The 17,916-nt window shown below is 72.0% G+C and carries 15 protein-coding genes; all 15 read right to left on the reverse strand.

Features of this window, described 5'->3' with window-relative positions; genetic code table 11:
* Window positions 1-319: 319 nt before the first annotated feature.
* Window positions 320-1,699, reverse strand: coding sequence for a DivIVA domain-containing protein (locus ABTY61_RS10150; RefSeq protein ID WP_350504500.1), 1,380 nt, complete (start codon window positions 1,697-1,699; stop codon window positions 320-322).
* A 59-nt stretch (window positions 1,700-1,758) separates the two neighbouring features.
* Window positions 1,759-2,040: a YggT family protein gene (locus ABTY61_RS10155; RefSeq protein WP_030282903.1), complete on the reverse strand. Its 282-nt coding sequence runs from the start codon at window positions 2,038-2,040 to the stop codon at window positions 1,759-1,761.
* 99 nt (window positions 2,041-2,139) lie between these two features.
* Complete coding sequence (locus ABTY61_RS10160) at window positions 2,140-2,748, reverse strand: cell division protein SepF (protein WP_350504501.1); 609 nt, start codon at window positions 2,746-2,748, stop codon at window positions 2,140-2,142.
* A gap of 305 nt (window positions 2,749-3,053) precedes the next feature.
* Window positions 3,054-3,842, reverse strand: a complete 789-nt coding sequence (locus ABTY61_RS10165; RefSeq protein ID WP_350504502.1) for a YggS family pyridoxal phosphate-dependent enzyme — start codon at window positions 3,840-3,842, stop codon at window positions 3,054-3,056.
* Window positions 3,842-4,573: a peptidoglycan editing factor PgeF gene (gene pgeF / locus ABTY61_RS10170; protein WP_350504503.1), complete on the reverse strand. Its 732-nt coding sequence runs from the start codon at window positions 4,571-4,573 to the stop codon at window positions 3,842-3,844. The genes ABTY61_RS10165 and pgeF overlap by 1 nt, the downstream gene beginning before the upstream one ends.
* Entirely contained in the window at window positions 4,570-5,799 is a 1,230-nt protein-coding gene (gene ftsZ / locus ABTY61_RS10175; protein WP_350504504.1) for a cell division protein FtsZ, read from the reverse strand. Before ftsZ ends, pgeF begins: the two co-directional genes overlap by 4 nt.
* Window positions 5,800-6,161: 362 nt before the next feature.
* Window positions 6,162-6,971, reverse strand: a complete 810-nt coding sequence (locus ABTY61_RS10180; RefSeq protein WP_350504505.1) for a cell division protein FtsQ/DivIB — start codon at window positions 6,969-6,971, stop codon at window positions 6,162-6,164.
* Window positions 6,964-8,070, reverse strand: a complete 1,107-nt coding sequence (gene murG, locus ABTY61_RS10185; protein WP_350504506.1) for an undecaprenyldiphospho-muramoylpentapeptide beta-N-acetylglucosaminyltransferase — start codon at window positions 8,068-8,070, stop codon at window positions 6,964-6,966. The genes ABTY61_RS10180 and murG overlap by 8 nt, the downstream gene beginning before the upstream one ends.
* Before the next feature lie 6 nt (window positions 8,071-8,076).
* On the reverse strand, window positions 8,077-9,447 hold the full coding sequence (ftsW, locus tag ABTY61_RS10190) for a putative lipid II flippase FtsW (protein ID WP_502895263.1): 1,371 nt from the start codon (window positions 9,445-9,447) through the stop codon (window positions 8,077-8,079).
* A gap of 62 nt (window positions 9,448-9,509) precedes the next feature.
* Entirely contained in the window at window positions 9,510-10,952 is a 1,443-nt protein-coding gene (gene murD, locus ABTY61_RS10195) for a UDP-N-acetylmuramoyl-L-alanine--D-glutamate ligase (protein ID WP_350504507.1), read from the reverse strand.
* 8 nt (window positions 10,953-10,960) lie between these two features.
* On the reverse strand, window positions 10,961-12,022 hold the full coding sequence (gene mraY / locus ABTY61_RS10200) for a phospho-N-acetylmuramoyl-pentapeptide-transferase (RefSeq protein WP_350504707.1): 1,062 nt from the start codon (window positions 12,020-12,022) through the stop codon (window positions 10,961-10,963).
* Window positions 12,022-13,425 (reverse strand): UDP-N-acetylmuramoyl-tripeptide--D-alanyl-D-alanine ligase, encoded by a 1,404-nt coding sequence (locus tag ABTY61_RS10205; protein ID WP_350504508.1) that lies wholly within the window; start codon window positions 13,423-13,425, stop codon window positions 12,022-12,024. The genes mraY and ABTY61_RS10205 overlap by 1 nt, the downstream gene beginning before the upstream one ends.
* Window positions 13,422-15,074, reverse strand: coding sequence for a UDP-N-acetylmuramoyl-L-alanyl-D-glutamate--2,6-diaminopimelate ligase (locus ABTY61_RS10210; protein ID WP_502895264.1), 1,653 nt, complete (start codon window positions 15,072-15,074; stop codon window positions 13,422-13,424). The genes ABTY61_RS10205 and ABTY61_RS10210 overlap by 4 nt, the downstream gene beginning before the upstream one ends.
* Before the next feature lie 6 nt (window positions 15,075-15,080).
* On the reverse strand, window positions 15,081-17,354 hold the full coding sequence (locus ABTY61_RS10215) for a peptidoglycan D,D-transpeptidase FtsI family protein (RefSeq protein ID WP_350504510.1): 2,274 nt from the start codon (window positions 17,352-17,354) through the stop codon (window positions 15,081-15,083).
* Window positions 17,351-17,893, reverse strand: a complete 543-nt coding sequence (gene ftsL / locus ABTY61_RS10220; RefSeq protein WP_350504511.1) for a cell division protein FtsL — start codon at window positions 17,891-17,893, stop codon at window positions 17,351-17,353. Before ftsL ends, ABTY61_RS10215 begins: the two co-directional genes overlap by 4 nt.
* Between the last annotated feature and the right edge of the window lie 23 nt (window positions 17,894-17,916).

Consider the following 17,916-nt stretch of genomic DNA (forward strand, 5'->3'; position numbering starts at 1 on the left):
CGAGAGGGACGCGCTGCGGGAGGGGGCGGTGGAGGGGGTGGGTGCGGAGAGGGGCGTGACGGGTGATTTTCAGACCGCCAACGGCGAGCGCCCCCCACCCAACAGAGTCGGCGGTCCGAAAATCATCCAGCCCCCGGAGCGCCCACCCCCTCCACCGCCCCCGGACCCACCCACCCTCCCGAAAGCCCCCCACCCCACCCCAGCCCCGCGCAGCGGAACCCCCTCACCCCCACCGCCCCCGAACCCCACGCACAAAAAGACGCCCCCTCCCCGACCCGAAGGCCAGAAAGGGGACGCCCCAAAAACCCCAGCTACAACCTCAGTTGTCGCCGTCCTCGTCGATCAGGAAGCCCCGCATCGGCGCCGGAGCCTGCTGCATCGGCTGCGGCGGCTGCGGCCGGACGGCCGCCATCGGCTGGGTCATCCCGGCCGGCTGCATCTGCGGCGCACCGGTGTTCCCACCCTGCTGCCCACCGAAGCTCGGCGCCGGCGGGTTCCCGCCGAAGGAGCTCTGCCCCCCGAAGGACGGCGAGTTGCCCCCGAACGACGGCTGGTTCCCACCGAACGACGGCGCAGAGCCCATCGACCCGGCCCCGGCCGGAGCCATCGACGAAGCCGCCGGCGGCAGCGACGCGGTGGCAGGGATCCGCGGCGGCGCGAGCGAGTCGTCGGCCTGCGACTCCAGCTGACGCAGCTGGGTCTCCAGGTACGACTTCAGCCGCGTGCGGTACTCCCGCTCGAACGCCCGAAGGTCCTCGACCTTGCGCTCCAGCGTGGCCCGCGCGGACTCCAGCGACCCCATCGCGACGCGGTGCTTCTCCTGAGCGTCCCGCTCCAGGGCGTCGGCCTTGGCGCGGGCGTCGCGCTCCAGACCCTCGGCCCGGCTGCGCGCCTCGCCGACGATCTTGTTGGCCTCGGACCGGGCCTCGGAGATCGCCTGGTCGGCGGTCTGCTGGGCGAGCGCCAGCACGCGGGCCGCGCTGTCGCCGCCGGGACCCTGCTGCTGCTGCATCGGGCCGCCGAGCGGACCGCCCATCTGCTGCGGGCCGCCCATGGGGCCACCCATCGGCTGCATCTGCTGCTGCTGGCCCATGCCCTGGCCCATGCCCTGGCCCATCGGGTTGCCCATCTGCTGCGGGCCACCGGGACCGCCCATGGGCTGGAGCATCTGACCACCCATCGGCTGCACCAGCTGCTGCTGGCCGCCCATGGTCTGGCCCATCTGCTGCTGCTGCTGCGGACCGCCGGGCCCCATCGGGCCACCGGTGCCGGCCGGGAGCTGCGGCGCGCCGGACGGCAGGCCGAGGGGCTGGTTGCCCATCTGCTGCTGCGGACCACCAGGGCCCATCTGCTGCGGACCGCCCGGACCCATCTGCTGCGGGCCGCCGGGGCCCATCTGCTGGGGTCCACCCGGGCCCTGCTGGCCGGGGACCGGCGGGCCGGATATGGCGGCCGGGACGGGAGCGGCCGGACGCTGGGCGTCCTGCGGCGGCTCCTTCCGCATGTTGGCCTGGTTCTGCGCGGCGGCGCGAGTCGCGGCGGCCAGCTTGGCTCGCAGGTCCTCGTTCTCCCGGAGGAGGCGGGTCAGCTCCGCCTCGACCTCGTCGAGGAAGGCATCGACCTCGTCCTCGTCATAGCCTTCACGCAGGCGGACGGTCGTGAACTGCTTGTTCCGAACGTCCTCGGGGGTCAATGGCATCTCTTCACCTCAACGTGATCGTCGGCACACCGGCATCCTGTCGCATCGCTCACCTACGACTAGGGGTGCACAAGCGAGATCAGGACATACACAATGATCATCAGTACGAAGAAGGACAGGTCGAGCGCCACGCCCCCGAAACGCAACGGCGGGATGAACCGCCGAAGAAGCTTGAGCGGCGGATCCGTGACAGTGTACGTGGCCTCCAGGACCAGAACCATGGCCTTGCCGGGCCGCCACGAACGCGCGAACTGGAAGACCCAGTCCATGACCAGTCGTACGAGCAGGAACACCAGGAAGACGGTCAGGGCGTAGTAGAGCACCGCCCACACGATGTCCATCGCGTTTCCCTCTCCCCGGTCCCGGGCCCTCAGGGCCTGCCGCTCGTCACCTGTCGCCAACCACTGTTGATCAGATCCACACGTAAAGTCGTGGCCGGGTCAGCTCTGGTTGAAGAACCCACCCTCGGCGATCCGAGCCTTGTCCTCCGCCGTGACATCGACGTTAGCAGGCGACAGCAGGAACACCTTCTGTGTCACGCGCTCGATACTGCCGTGCAGACCGAAGACGAGTCCAGCGGCGAAGTCTACGAGCCGCTTGGCGTCCGTGTCGTCCATCTCGGTCAGATTCATGATCACAGGGGTCCCGCCGCGGAACTGTTCCCCGATGGTACGGGCCTCGTTGTAGGTCCGGGGGTGCAGTGTGGTGATGCGGTAGGGCTCTCGTTCGTTCACTACCTTGGGCATGATCACCGGGGCGCTCTTCTCCAGGTTGTGGCGGCGGTCGGGTGTGATGGACGACACGGGGGCCATCCTCGGGGTCTCCTGCCGGATCGGCACCGCGGCCGGCACCGGCTGCGGGGTGATCGAAGAGACCGGAGCGGGAGCGGGGGCGGCTGCCGGCCGGGGGATGTCCTCGGTCCGCTGCCCGGTTCGGATCGGCTCGGGGTCCGCGTCGTAGTCGTCGTCGGGGTCGTACCCCTGGCCGTCGTACGTCTCGTCCTCCACGAGGCCGAGGTAGACCGCCATCTTGCGCATTGCGCCGGCCATGCTCCTGTCTCCTCCGCTTCATGGCCACCTCGCTGACGCTCGGCGGCTGATTCGCGAAACGCGCACCTTCCGATGGTCGCTCGCTTCGCTCGCTCAATGCGGACCACCGGCTCCGACTCGACGACCGGGCCACGACCCCGCCTGCGAATTCCGCGGTCCGCCCACGACGGCCCGTCAAGGCGACGCGCCGTCAGAGTTCGTGGGAGTGGGGCCGCGGAGCTGCGATCCACGGTTGGCTAGCACTTCCGAAAGCTGCTAGCTTCTGTCCTATTTTGTCCTGCAGTCTGATCTACTACCCGGTGACGTTACCCGAGGGGTGACCTCACTCCGAGTACCGCCGTTCCGACGCGTACATGTGTCGCTCCGGCGGCAATCGCCTGCTCAAGGTCACCGCTCATGCCTGCGGAGACCATGGTGGCAGCCGGATGGGCCGCCCGTACGGCGGTTGCGATTTCCGCCAGCCGCTCGAAGGCGCGAGCCGGGTCCCCGGCCAGCGGACCGGCCAGCGGAGCGACGGTCATCACACCGTCCAGGCGCAGCCCGGGCGTGTCGGCGATCGCGTCGGTGAGTTCGGCGACGTCCTCGGGGGCGACCCCGGCCCGGTGCCCGCCCTCCCCGTGCTCCTTGTCCAGCGCCACCTGCACCAGGCAGCCCAGTTCCGAGCGCTCGGACTTGAGCACGGCCGCCGAGAGCGACTCGACGAGCCGCAGCCGGTCCACCGAGTGCACGTGGTTCGCGTACCGGACCACCGAGCGGACCTTGTTGGTCTGCAGCTGTCCGACGAAGTGCCAGTCAAGAGGAAGGTTTCTGCACTGTTCCGCCTTGGGTGCGGCGTCCTGGTCGCGGTTCTCCGCGACATCCGTCACACCCAGTCCGGCGAGCAGGGCGGTGTCCTCGGCCGGGTAGGTCTTGGTGACGACGATCAGGGTGACGTCCTCGCGCGGGCGCCCCGCAGCCGCACAGGCGTCCACGATCCGACGCTCCACCACGTCCAGGTTGGTCCCGAGCTCCTCGTACCGGGCCCGCCGGCCCTCGGTCAGAGCCCCCAGGAAGTCAGGCCCGCCGGGGAACGGTCCGTAGATGTCATTCGTCATCAGTGATCAGAGCCCAACCAGACGTAGCTCGCGAGCCGGCCCGTACGCTGCTCGCGACGATAGGAGAAGTGATCGGCGGATTCGAGGGTGCAGACCGGTGAGCGCACCAGGTCGGTGACCCCCGCCGCGGCCAGTTGGGCCGCGACCCCGGCCGGCACGTCCAGCGCCGGGGTCCCCCACGAGGTCTCGGCGAAGGCCGCCGGGACGACCTCGGCGACCTCGGCGCGCAGTTCGGCCGGCACCTCGTAGCACAGCCCGCAGACGGCGGGGCCGGTGGCGGCGGTGATCCGCGCCGGTTCGGCCCCCAGTGCGACCATCGCCTCGACGACCGCGGGCACCACCCCGGCCGCCAGTCCGGGCCGGCCCGCGTGGGCCGCGCCCACCACCCCCGCGACCGGGTCGGCCAGCAGCACCGGGGTGCAGTCCGCGGTCAGCACCGCGAGGGCGAGCGGGCGGTCGGTGACCACCGCGTCCACCGTCGGGGCCTCCCCGAGCGGCTGTCGCCGCGTCACCACGGCCACCTCGGCTCCGTGCACCTGGTTCATCCAGACCACGTCGGCCGGGTCCAGCCCCAGTTCCCGGGCCGCGACGGCCCGGTTCTCCCGGACCGCCGCCGGGTCGTCGCCCACCGCGCCGCCGAGGTTGAGCTCCCCGTACGGCGAAGTGCTCACCCCGCCCCACCGATCGGTGAAGGCGAAGTGAGCACCCGCGCGAACGGCGTGATCGATCACTTAAGGAAATCCGGCACGTCGAGTTCCTCGGCCGGGCTCTCCACGAACGGCTGCCGGGCGGGCTGCACCTGCGGCGGCACCGGGGCGGCGGTCGTGGTGGCCGAGGTCTCGGCCGAACGCGACGGGGCGGCCGGGGCCTCCCCGTCCGAACGGGACGTCACCGAGCCGATGCCCCCGTAGGACGGCCGGCCGGCCGGGCGCTCCGGGGCGGCCGACGGGGTCGCCGGGGCGGCGGGGGTGGTGGACTTCACCACCGGGTCGCGGACGATCGCCGGCGGCTGACCGCCGTCGAAGCCGGCCGCGATGACGGTGACCCGCACCTCGTCGCCGAGCGCGTCGTCGATGACCGCACCGAAGATGATGTTGGCCTCGGGGTGCGCGGCCTCGCTGACCAGCTGGGCCGACTCGTTGATCTCGAACAGGCCGAGGTCGGAGCCGCCCGAGATGGACAGCAGCACGCCGCGGGCGCCGTCGATCGAGGCCTCCAGCAGCGGCGAGGAGATGGCCATCACGGCGGCGGCCTTGGCGCGGTCCTCACCGCGGGCCGAGCCGATGCCCATGAGTGCCGAACCGGCCTCCGACATGACGGACTTGACGTCGGCGAAGTCGAGGTTGATCAGACCCGGGGTGGTGATCAGGTCGGTGATGCCCTGGACACCGGAGAGCAGGACCTGGTCGGCCGAGCGGAACGCGTCCAGCACGCTGACCTGGCGGTCCGAGATGGACAGCAGCCGGTCGTTGGGGATCACGATGAGGGTGTCGACCTCTTCGCGCAGGGAGGCGATGCCGTCCTCGGCCTGGTTGGCCCGGCGGCGGCCCTCGAAGGTGAAGGGGCGGGTGACCACGCCGATGGTCAGGGCACCCAGCGAGCGGGCGATGTTGGCGACGACGGGCGCGCCGCCCGTGCCCGTGCCACCGCCCTCGCCGGCGGTCACGAAGACCATGTCGGCCCCCTTGAGGACCTCCTCGATCTCCTCGCGGTGGTCCTCTGCCGCCTTGCGGCCGACCTCGGGGTTGGCGCCGGCGCCGAGGCCCCGGGTGAGTTCACGGCCCACATCGAGCTTGACGTCGGCGTCGCTCATGAGGAGGGCCTGCGCATCGGTGTTGATCGCGATGAACTCGACGCCCTTGAGACCGACCTCGATCATCCGGTTGATGGCGTTGACACCACCGCCGCCGATTCCGACGACCTTGATGACTGCGAGGTAGTTCTGCGGTGCTGCCACGTCGAAGGCCTCTCGCCTCGAATTTCCGGGTCGGTGCGGCCCGACGGGGGCCGTACCGACGGATGTCGATGGGTAGGGAGCCTGGTTTCTGACTGAATGTCCGAAATGCCGACCGCCGACCCCAACCCTAAACTTGACCTTTAGGGTTAGTCCTGTGTCTCCGTCACATCACCAATGGACACAGTCTGGTGACACAGGACACTAGGTGGCTCCGGGCACGCGTTTCAACGAACACGCCGAGCTTCCCTTTTTCTTTTGAGCCTATGTGATCATCGGCCGGCAATGGAAACCGGGGTGACCACCAAGGGTCGGGCCGACACTTCGAGGCGTCAACCCCTCCCTCGGGCACAGAATCTAGCGGATCAACCGGACACCGCCGGCGCCTCCGGCGCCGTCACGTCGAAGCTGGTGCCCTTCTGCTTCATCAGCGCGAGCAGCACCCGGGCCTTCCGGTCGGTCTGCTCGGGGCTCCCCCAACGCACCGTCGCACCCCCGCTGAGCTGCAGTTCGATGTCGTCGTAGGAGTGCACCAGGACCGATCCGGCCCGCTTGGCGATCTCCGGCGGGAGCCCGGCGGCCACCGCCACCGCGCCCTGCACCAACTGGCCCCGGGAGATCACCCCGTCCACGTCCTTCGCGGACTGACTGAGCCGCAGTTCCACCACCGGCACGCCCTGCGGCGGGGCCGCCTCGGTGGCGAAGCTCACGCCGCCGGCGTCCACCTGGGTGAACTGGCCGTCATCCCCCTTGACGGCGGCGGCGGCCGTGCGCTGCACCACCTTGACCTGGAGGGTGTGCGGCCAGCCCCGCCACACCTCGGCCTTCGCCACCCGGGGGATCGCCTCCACCCGCTGCCGGACGCCGTCCAGGTCGACCCGGGCCAGCGGGCCGTCGGCGAGCCCGCCGACCGCCGCGCGGACCTGGTCCGACGTCAGCTTGTCGTCCGTCGCACCCTGGACGGCGACGTCGCGCACGTCCAGCACCGAGGAGAAGAACACCACCCAGGCGAGCGTGCCCAGCACCGCGGCGCCGAGCACGCCCAGCACCGCGATGCCCCGCCGGGAGAGCCGGAGACGCGGAGCGGACTCCTCCTCGTCCCCGAACTCGTCCTCGTCCTTGGGGTACCCCCGGCCGGAGGCCGGGGGTGGGCCGGCGAGCCGGCCGTCAGCCACGGCGGCGACCGCCCCGGTGGGCCTGGATCGCCTCGTACACCATGCCGACCAACAGGTCGTCCGCGTCCCGGCGGCCGAACTCGGCGGCGGCCCGGCTCATGTCCCACAGCCGCTGCGGGTCGGTGAGCACCGGCAGCACGTTCTGCAGCACCCAGTCCGAGGTCAGCTCGGCGTCGTCCACCAGCAGGCCGCCGCCGGCCTTGACCATCGGCTGGGCGTTCAGCCGCTGCTCGCCGTTGCCGATCGGCAGCGGGACGAAGGCGGCGGGCAGGCCGACCGCGGCCAGCTCGGCGACGGTCATGGCGCCGGCCCGGCAGAGCATCAGGTCGGCGGCCGCGTAGGCGAGGTCCATCCGGTCGATGTACGGCACCGGGCGGTACGGCGGCATCCCGGGGACGTCGGCGACCTGCGGCAGCTCGTTCTTCGGGCCGACCGCGTGCAGGATCTGCACGCCGTACTGCTGGAGCCGCGGGGCGATCGCGGTGACCGTCTCGTTGAGTCGGCGAGCGCCCTGGGAACCGCCGGAGACCAGCAGGGTGGGCAGCCGCTGGTCGAGGCCGAAGTACTGGCGGGCCTCCGGCCGGGTGGCGTTGCGGTCCAGGGTGGCGATGGTCCGGCGCAGCGGGATGCCGATGTACCGGGAGTCGCGCAGCTTGCTGTCCGGGGTGGAGACCGCGACGAAGTCGGTGTAGCGGGCGCCGATCTTGTTGGCCAGGCCCGGGCGGGCGTTGGCCTCGTGCACCACGATCGGCACACCGGCCCGCTTGGCCGCCAGGTAGGCGGGCATCGCGACGTAGCCGCCGAAGCCGACCACGGCGTCCGCGTTGACCCGCTCGATGATCTCCTGGGCGGCCCGCACGGTGCCGCGCAGCCGGCCGGGGACGGTGATCAGCTCGGGGGTGGGCTTGCGGGGCAGCGGCACGGCCGGGATGAGCTCCAGCTGGTAGCCGCGCTCGGGTACCAGCCGGGTCTCCAGCCCCTTCTCGGTGCCCAGGGCGGTGATCCCGATGGACGGGTCGTGCCTGCGGAGTGCGTCCGCGAGGGCCATGGCCGGCTCGATGTGACCGGCGGTCCCCCCGCCGGCGAGTACGACATGCACCGAAATTCACCGCTCCCTGCGTGCCGACCCGGGGGCCGGGCGCGCTGTGGTTCGTCGTCGTGGCAGCACCCGGGCCAGTCGCTTCCTGATCCGGGAGTTCTTGCTCCGGGCGGCCAGGGCCGCCTTCGCGCCCGAGGAGCTGCGTGCCAGGCACAGCAGCACCCCGATCGCGGACATGGCCGACAGCATGGCGGAACCGCCGTAGGAGAACAGCGGGAGCGGGACGCCCGCGATGGGCAGCAGTCCCAGCGCCGACCCCAGGTTGATCATGGCCTGCGCCATGATCCAGGTGGTGGCGGCTCCCGCGGCGTACCTGACGAAGGGGTCCTTCGTACCGATGGCCACACGGATACCCGCGTAGCCTAGTGCCGCGAAGAGACCGATCACCGACAGCGTCCCCACCAGACCGAGTTCCTCGCCGGTCGCGGCGAAGATGAAGTCGGTGTGCGCCTCGGGTAGCTGGCCCCACTTCTCCACGCCGGCGCCGAGGCCGGTGCCGAAGCCGCCGCCGAGGGCGAACGAGTAGACGCCGTGCAGGGCCTGGAAGCAGGCGCCGTCCGGGTCGAGCTTGGTGACGCCGATGCAGCCCAGGCGCTCGGCGCGGTGCGGGACGGTGACCACCAGGGCGGTGCAGACCACGACCGCCACCCCGACGGTGGCCACGAACAGCCGCAGCGGCGCACCGACCATCCAGAGCAGTGCGAACACCATGGCCACCAGGATCATCGAGGTGCCCATGTCACCGCCGATCATGATCAGCGCGAGCAGCAGCAGGGCTCCGGGCACCAGCGGGACCAGCAGGTGCTTCCAGGTGGTGAGGGTGCCGGCCTTCTGCTTGCGGGCGAGCAGGTCGGCGCCCCAGAGGACCAGCGCGAGCTTGGCGAACTCGGAGGGCTGGAACTGGAAGAACCCGAAGTCCAGCCAGTTCTGGTTGCCGTTGATCCGCACCCCGATGCCGGGCACGGCGACCAGCGCGAGCGCGCCGATCACCCCGAACATCACCGGGTAGACGATCACCCGCAGCACCGCCACCGGGACGGACGCGAAGCCGACCAGCAGCACCAGGCCGAGGATGGCCGCGATCAGCTGCTTGAGGAAGTAGTACTGCGCGGTGTGGTGCTGGTTCAGCGCCAGGATCTGCGAGGCCGAGAAGACCATCATCAGACCGAGCACGAGCAGCAGCAGGGTCGTGCCCACGACCAGCAGGTACGGCGTGAGCGGCCGGTCCAGCCAGTAGCGGACGCGGGCCCGGAAGGCCTGCAACCGCCCCAGTGGACCGGCCGACTTGTACTTGGTCGTGGTGGCGGAGATCACTCGCCACGGCTCGGCGGTGTCCTGCTTCGTCCCGCCGGAATCCGCCCTGCCCTGCCCCGCCACCGCTCCCCGCTCCCTCTTCTACGGCTCGTTCGCCTCCAGGCCGCTCCGACCCGAGCGCCGGCTCACTCGCCGGAGGGGTCCGCCAGCTCCCGGACGGCTGCCGCGAACAGGTCGCCGCGCTCGCCGTAGTTGGTGAACATGTCCATCGAGGCGCAGGCCGGGGCCAGCAGCACCGTGTCACCCGATCGGGCGAGCGATGCGGCCGTTCGAACGACCTCGGTCATCGCCACCGCGCCAGTCTGGCCCTCGGCGGCCTCGATCACCGGCACATCCGGAGCGTGTCGCTCCAGCGCCGCGCGGATCAGCGCCCGGTCCTGCCCGATCAGCACGACCGCGCGCAGCCGCTCGGCAGCGCCCTGGACCAGGTCGTCGAAGGTCGCGCCCTTGGCCAGACCCCCGGCGATCCAGACGATCGGCCGGTAGGCGGCCAGCGAGGCCGCCGCGGCGTGGGTGTTGGTGGCCTTGGAGTCGTCGATGTACGTGACCTCGCGGACCGTCCCCACCTCGGCGATCCGGTGGGCGTCCGGGCGGAAGGCCCGCAGGCCCTCCCGGACGGCCTTCGGGTCGACCCCGTACGCCCGGGCCAGCGCCGCCGCAGCGAGCGCGTTGGCGATGTTGTGCGGGGCCGGCGGGTTGACGTCCTCGACCGAGCCCAGCTCGGCCGCGTTCTTGGTCCGGTCCTCGACGAAGGCGCGGTCCACCAGCAGGCCGTCCACCACGCCGAAGTTCGACGGGCTCGGCGCGCCGAGTCCGAAGCCGATCGCCCGGCAGCCCTCCTCGACGTCGGCCTCCATGACCAGCGCCTCGGTGGCCGGGTCGGCCAGGTTGTACACGCAGGCCACCACGTTGCCCTCGTAGATCCGGCCCTTGTCGGCGGCGTACGCCTCCATCGAGCCGTGCCAGTCGAGGTGGTCCGGGGCCAGGTTGAGCACGGCCGCCGAGTACGGGCGCAGCGAGGGCGCCCAGTGCAGCTGGTAGCTGGAGAGCTCGACGGCGAGCACGTCGTACGGCTCCTCGGCGAGCACCGCGTCCAGCACCGAGACCCCGACGTTGCCGACGGCGGCGGTGCGCCTGCCGGCCGCGCCGAGGATCGAGGCGAGCATCTGGACGGTGGTGGTCTTGCCGTTGGTGCCGGTGACGGCCAGCCAGGGGGCGGGCTCGCCGGTGGCCGGCAGCGGCTTGCGCAGCCGCCAGGCCAGCTCGACGTCGCCCCAGACCGGCACACCGGCCGCCGCGGCGGCGGCGAACAGCGGGCTGTCGGGGGCCCAGCCGGGCGAGGTGACGATCAGTCCGGTGCCCTCGGGCAGGCTCGCGCCGTCGCCCAGGCGCACCGCGATGCCCAGCGCCTCCAGCTCGGCGGCGCGGGCCCGCAGGCCCTCGCCGCTGCCGCCGTCGACCACGGTGACGCTCGCGCCGAGCCTGTTCAGGACGCGCGCGGCGCTGATGCCCGAGACGCCGAGACCGGCGACCACCACGGGCAGGTTCATGAACTGCGATTCGTTCATCTGGGGGTTCATCCGGTCCGGTATCCCGCGTAGAAGAGGCCGAGGCCGACGGCCACGCACAGGCCCTGGATGATCCAGAAGCGGACCACGACCAGGACTTCGCTCCAGCCCTTGAGTTCGAAGTGGTGCTGCAGTGGCGCCATCTTGAAGACGCGCTTGCCGGTCATCCGGAAGGAGCCGACCTGGATGATCACCGACAGCGTGATGATCATGAAGAGGCCGCCGAGCAGGATCAGCAGCAGCTCGGTGCGCGAGCAGATCGCCAGACCGGCCAGGGCGCCGCCGAGGGCGAGCGAGCCGGTGTCACCCATGAAGATCTTGGCGGGCGAGGTGTTCCACCACAGGAAGCCGAAGCAGGAGCCCATCAGGGCGGAGGCCACCACCGCGAGGTCCAGGGGGTCCCGGACGTCGTAGCAGGCGCCGGTGGCGGAGATGAAGTAGGCGCAGCTCTGGGTGTACTCCCAGACGCCGATGAAGGTGTAGGCGCCGAAGGCCATCACCGAGGCGCCGGTGGCCAGGCCGTCCAGACCGTCCGTCAGGTTCACGCCGTTGGAGGTCGCCGCGATCATGAAGTACGCGAAGATGACGAACAGCACCGGGCCGATCGACCACTTGAAGTCGCGCACGAAGGACAGCGACTGGGAGGCCGGGCTGAGCCCGCGGTCGTCGTGGAACTGCAGCGCCAGGACGGCGAAGACCAGGCCGACGATCGACTGGCCGGCCAGCTTCGCCTTCGCCCGCAGGCCGAGCGAACGGCGCTTGACGACCTTGATGTAGTCGTCCAGGAAGCCGACCAGGCCGAGGCCCGCGGTCAGGAAGAGCACCAGCAGCCCGGAGGCGGTCGGGCTGTCGCCCGTTATCGCCTTCGTGGCGAAGTAGGCGATCAGGGTCGCCAGGATGAAGGCGATGCCGCCCATGGTGGGCGTGCCCTTCTTGCTGTGGTGCGCCTTGGGGCCGTCGTCACGGATGTACTGGCCGTAGCCCCCGCGCGCGAGCAGCTTGATCAGGGCGGGCGTGCCGACCAGCGAGAGGATCAGGCCGATCATCCCGGAGAAGAGGATCTGCTTCATCATCGGGCAGCACCGTCCGTCAGGAGGGCCTCGGCCACCTTCTCCAACCCCACCGAACGGGACGCCTTCACCAGGACCACATCCCCCGGCCGCAGCTGACTGCGCAGCAGCTCGACCGCCGCGTCCGCGTCGGACACCAGCACCGACTCCTCACCCCACGAACCTTCGTTCCTCGCACCGAGTTCCATGCAGGCCGCCTCGCGTCCGCCGACCGCCACCAGCTTGGTGACGTCCAGCCGGACGGCGAGCCGCCCGATGGCGTCGTGCTCGGCCAGGCTCTCCTCGCCGAGCTCCCGCATCTCGCCGAGCACCGCCCAGGTGCGGCGGCGCTCCGGACCGCGGCCGCCGATCGAGACCAGCGCCCGCAGCGCGGCCCGCATCGAGTCGGGGTTCGCGTTGTAGGCGTCGTTGACGACGGTGACACCATCGGCCCGGTCGACGACCTCCATGCGCCAGCGGGACAGCGCACCCGCCTCGCCCAGGGCTGCCGCGGTGTCGTCGACGGTCATCCCGAGCTCCGTCGCCACCGCGGCGGCGGCGAGGGCGTTCGAGACGTGGTGCTCACCGTACAGGCGCAGTTGCACGGGTGCGGAACCGGCCGGGGTGGTGAGCGTGAACGATGGCCGTCCGGTGGCGTCCAGGCGAACACCGGTGGCCCGGACGTGGGCGTCCGGGGACTCTCCGAACAGGACCACCTTCGCCCGGGTGCGGGAGGCCATGGCGCGCACCAGTCGGTCGTCCGCGTTCAGGATCGCGGCGCCGTCGGCGGGCAGCGCCTCGACCAGCTCGCCCTTGGCCTGGGCGATCGCCTCCTGGGAGCCGAACTCGCCGACGTGGGCGGTGCCGACGTTGAGCACCAGGCCGATCCGCGGCGGAGTGATCGAGGTGAGGTACTCGATGTCGCCCTTGTGCCGGGCGCCCATCTCCATGACCAGGTGCCGGGTGCCCTCCTCGACCCGCAGCGCGGTCATCGGGTGGCCGATCTCGTTGTTCAGCGAGCCGGGCGGGAAGACGGTCTCGCCGTGGCGCTGGAGCAGCTGGGCGATCAGGTCCTTGGTGCTGGTCTTGCCGGCCGAGCCGGTCAGCGCGACGACCGTGGTGCCCTCGGCACGGGCGACCACGGCGCGGGCCAGCCTGCCGAGGGCCTCCACCACACTGTCGACCAGGACGGCGGGCACGCCGACCGGACGGGAGGCAAGCACCGCGACGGCGCCGGCCTCGACCGCGACGGCCGCGTAGTCGTGGCCGTCCACGTGCTCGCCGACGAAGGCCGCGAACAGGCCGCCGGGGCTCACCTTCCGCGAGTCGACCTCGACCGGGCCGGTGACCAGGGTGTCCGGGGCGGCGCCGTCCAGGGTGCCGCCGACGGCGGCGGCCACCTCGGCGAGGGTCAGTGCGATCACTGCTGCTCTACTCCTCGGTCGCCCCGGTCGGCCGTGGTCCGCGCAATGGATTCGCGCAGCACCTCCCGGTCGTCGAAGGGGCGGATCTCGTCTCGAACGTACTGGCCGAGCTCGTGGCCCTTGCCGGCCACCAGCACGGTGTCCCCCGCCCGGGCGCGGGCGACCGCCAACTGGATCGCCTCCGCCCGGTCGGGGACGACCAGGACGGCTCCGCGCTCGGCCTCGGGCACCGCGGCGGCGCCGGTCAGCATGCTGGCGAGGATCGCCAGCGGGTCCTCGCTGCGCGGGTTGTCGCTGGTCAGCAGGGCGGTGTCGGCGAGCCGGGCGGCGATGGCGCCCATCGGTCCGCGCTTGTGCGGATCGCGGTCGCCGCCGCAGCCGACGACGACGTGCAGCCGACCCTTGGTGACCTCGCGCAGCGAGGCGAGGACGGCCTGCAGGGCGTCCGGCTTGTGGGCGTAGTCCACCACGGCGACGAAGGGCTGCCCGGCGTCCACCCGCTCCAACCGGCCCGGCACGCCGGGGACGGCGGCGACCCCGGCCACCGCCCGCTCCAGCGGCAGCCCGGCGGCGACCAGCACGGTGATCGCGGCCAGCGCGTTGGCGACGTTGAACGGGCCGGGCAGCGGGACGGAGGCGTCCGCCCCGGCGCCGTCCGGGCCGACCACCCGGAAGGTGGAGCCGATCGGGCCGAGCTGGACGTCCACGGCCCGCCAGTCCGCCCCGGCGTCGCCGGTCGCGGAGAAGGTGGTCACCGGGATCTCGGCCTCGGCGGCGAGCCGGCGGCCGTACTCGTCGTCCAGGTTGACCACGCCGTGGCGGGACTTGCCGGGCTGGAAGAGCCGGGCCTTCGCCTGGAAGTAGTCCTCCATGTCCGGGTGGAAGTCGAGGTGCTCGGGGGTGAGGTTGTTGAACAGCGCGACGTCGTACGCCACCCCGTCGGTGCGGCCGAAGACCAGGGCGTGGCTGGAGACCTCCATGGTCACCGCGTCCGCGCCGCGCTCGGCCATCACGCCGAGGATCGCGTGCAGGTCGGTCGCCTCGGGGGTGGTGCGCTCGCTCTTGATCCGCTCCTCGCCGACCCGCATCTCGACGGTGCCGATCACGCCCGGGACCCGGCCGGCGCCGCGCAGACCGCCCTCGACCAGGTACGAGGTGGTGGTCTTGCCGTTGGTGCCGGTCAGCCCGACCATCAGCAGCCGCTCCGACGGGTGGCCGTAGACGATCGCGGCCAGCTCGCCCATCCGGGCCCGCGGCCGGTCCACGACCAGCAGCGGCAGGCCGGCGGGGGCGGCCAGCTCGGCGCCCGCCGGGTCGGTCAGCACGGCCACCGCGCCGGCGGCCGCGGCCTGGCCGGTGAAGGCCGCGCCGTGGTGGTTGGCGCCCGGGAAGGCCACGTACACGTCGCCCGGGCGCACCGCGCGGGAGTCGTGGGTGACGCCGGTGACGGTGCCGCCCTGGACGGGCGGCAGGCCCAGCCGGGCGGCCAGCTCGGCGAGCGGCAGAGCGGCGGTCCCGGTCGGGCGGGGCGGACTCACGGTGGTTTGATCGGGTTTCGGCACGGCGGGAAGGCTATCCGCCGAAGGGTGCCCAGGGCCAAACCGGCCCTTCGCCGCGCCGCCGTCCGCACCGGCCCGCTGGTTGCTCATCCTCGTTCACGGCTTCCACTCGACGGGCAGGTTCGGCGCCTGGCTTCCGCTCGGCGGGACCTGCATGGTCTTCAGGGTGAACTCCATCACCTGCTTGAACACCGGGCCGCACAGCTGCCCGCCGAAGTGCCCGTTGACCGGGCCCTGGAGGGTGCAGGAGACGGTGTAGCGGGGGGCGTCGGCGGGGGCGAAGCCGATGAAGGAGGCGGTGTAGCCGTCGTAGCCCTTGCCGTCGGCGGCCCCCCGGTTGGCGGTACCGGTCTTCCCGGCGATCCGGTAGCCGGGGATCGCGGCCTTGCCGCCGGTCCCCTGCTCGTCGTCGACGACCGACTCCAGCATCGAGGTGAGGGTCTTGGCGGTCTGCTCGCTGACCACCCGGGTCTGCTCGCCGGGCGGGGTCGGGGCGTACTTGCCGTCCGGCCCGGTGATCCCCTGGACGATGCTGGGTGCGACCCGCACCCCGCCGTTGGCGATGGTCGAGTACACGGCGGTGGCCTGGAGCGCGTTCAGCTGCAGCGGGCCCTGCCCGAAGGCGATGTTGTACTTCTCCGAGGCGACCAGGTCCTCCGGCTTCTTGAGCATCCCCGGGGTCTCCCCGGGGAAGTTCAGACCGGTCGGCCGGGCCACGCCGAACTTGCGCATATAGCCGTCCAGGATCTGGTTGGCCTTCAGCTGGTCGCCGTCGCCGAGGGTCTCGACCGCCTCGATGGTCCCGATGTTGGAGGACTTGGCGAGCACCCCGGCCAGCGTCAGGTACCAGTCGTTGTGGTCGACGTCGTCCTTGAACTGCTGCCCGGCCCGCACCAGGCGGTTGGGCACGGTCACCCTGGTGTCCCAGTTGGCCTTGCCGGAGTCCAGCACGGCCGCCAGGCTCATCAGCTTGGCGGTGCTGCCCGGCTCGTACGCGTCCACCAGGGCCGGGTTGCCCATCTGGGACTGCTTGGCGAGGCTCAGGTCGTTGGGGTTGAAGCCGGGCGCGCTGGCCATCGCGATGACCTGGCCGGTCTTCACGTCCTGGACCACCACGTAGCCCTTCTCCGCGCCGGAGTTGGCCACCTGGTCGGTGATCGCCCGCTGGGCGGCCCACTGGATGTCCCGGTTGATGGTCAGCTTGATGTCGTTGCCGGGCACGGCCGGGTCCATCGAGCCGCCGGCGGTGGGCACCAGCCGGCCGCCCGCCTGGGCGTAGCTGCTGTGGCCGTCCTTGCCGGCCAGCTGCTTCTGGTACTGCAGCTCCAGCCCGCCGGCGCCCTCGCCCTCGCCATTGACGAAGCCGACCAGGTTGGCGGCCAGCCCCTCGGCCGGGTAGACCCGCTTCTGGGTGTCCCGGTTGAACACCCCGGCCAGCGGGTTGGCGCACTCGTTGTCCACCCGGGTGCGCCCGCCCTGGTCGGCGGGCTTGCCGAGCAGCTTCTTCTGGGCCTGGCAGGCCCGCGAGCCGGCCTTCTTCTCCAGGCCCGCCTTCAGGTCGCTGATCTGGCTCTTGGCGGCCGGGGTCTGCTGCGCGGCGAGCCGCTTGTAGCGGGTCTTGGGGGTGTGCAGGTCGGCGGCGATCTTCTCCTTGGACACGCCGATGATCGGCGACAGCAGCGCGGCCGCCTGCTCCGGCGCGTCCGGGATACCGGTCGCCTCCGGGGTGAACATCGCCGGGTCGGCGGTGATGTCGTACGCGTCCACGGTGGCCGCGAGCGCGACGCCGTCGGAGGACGTTATCGAGCCGCGCTCGGCGGTGATCGGGATGTTCTGGTAGCGGTTGTTGTTGGCGTCGGCGGCCAGCGCGTCCGCGTCCACCAGCTGGAGCTGCACCAGGCGCCCGCCGAAGACCGAGAACACCAGCGACAGCGCCACGGTGATCACCCGCAGCCGGCGCTTCGGCTCGGCCAGCCTCAACGCCTTGGGGCGCTGCGGCAGCCGGGACTTCGGACGCGGCCGCACCGCCGCCTGGCTGCGGGCCGGCGGACGGCCCTCCGGACGGCCCTCCGGGCGTCGCTGCTGCGGCGCCCGCGGGGTACGGCCGACGGAGGCGCTCCTGGCGGGCTGCGCCTTGGCCGACTGGCCGCGGGCGGGCTGGCCCTTCGCGGGCTGCGCTTTCGCGGGCTGGGCCTTCGGCGGCTGCGCCTTCGGGGGCGGGACCTTGCCGGACTGGCCGCGGGCGCTCTGTCCCTTGGCCGGCTGCCCCTTCGCGGGCTGGGCGCGTCCTGCGGCGGGCCGAGCCGCTCCGGCGCGCGGCGGCTGCCGACGGCCGGAGCCGGAACCGGACGGCTGACGAGGTGTCGTCATCGGGTACCACCCCCGTGCTGGGCCGGCGCGGACGTCACCGGGTTGAGCTGGATCACCGAGTCACCGGCCGAGGCCGCCGGAGTCGGCGGCGGCGCCTGGCCGGTCGGCGGCGCCGGAGGCTGGGGGCTCGGCGAGGCGCTGGGCTGGGCGGAGGGCTGCGCCGGAGCCGGGCTCTGCGCGCCCGGCGACGCCTTCACCGGCCACGGCTCGACCGACGACTTCTTCACCGGCGGGCTGTCCTGCGCCGGACCGGGCGTGCCGATCACCTTGCCGCCGTTCGGCACGTCCAGGAAGGCCATCCCGCCGGCCGGGACCATGCCCAGCTCGGCGGCCCGCTTGGCCAGCGCGTCCGGGGCCGAGCTCTGGTCGATCTCGTGCTGGAGGCTCTGCTGCTCGTCGGTGGCCTTGGTGGTCTGCTTCTGCAACCGGGACAGCTCGAAGGAGCCCTCGTTGAGCGCCGTGTTCAGCGCCAGCAGCCCGAGCAGCCCCGCCGCCAGCAGCACCACCACGAGCACCGCGAACGGCGTGCGCCCCCGCACGGGGCGCCGCCCCGGCCGGACCG

Source organism: Kitasatospora sp. NPDC096128 (assembly GCF_040303105.1).
Lineage (GTDB): Bacteria > Actinomycetota > Actinomycetes > Streptomycetales > Streptomycetaceae > Kitasatospora.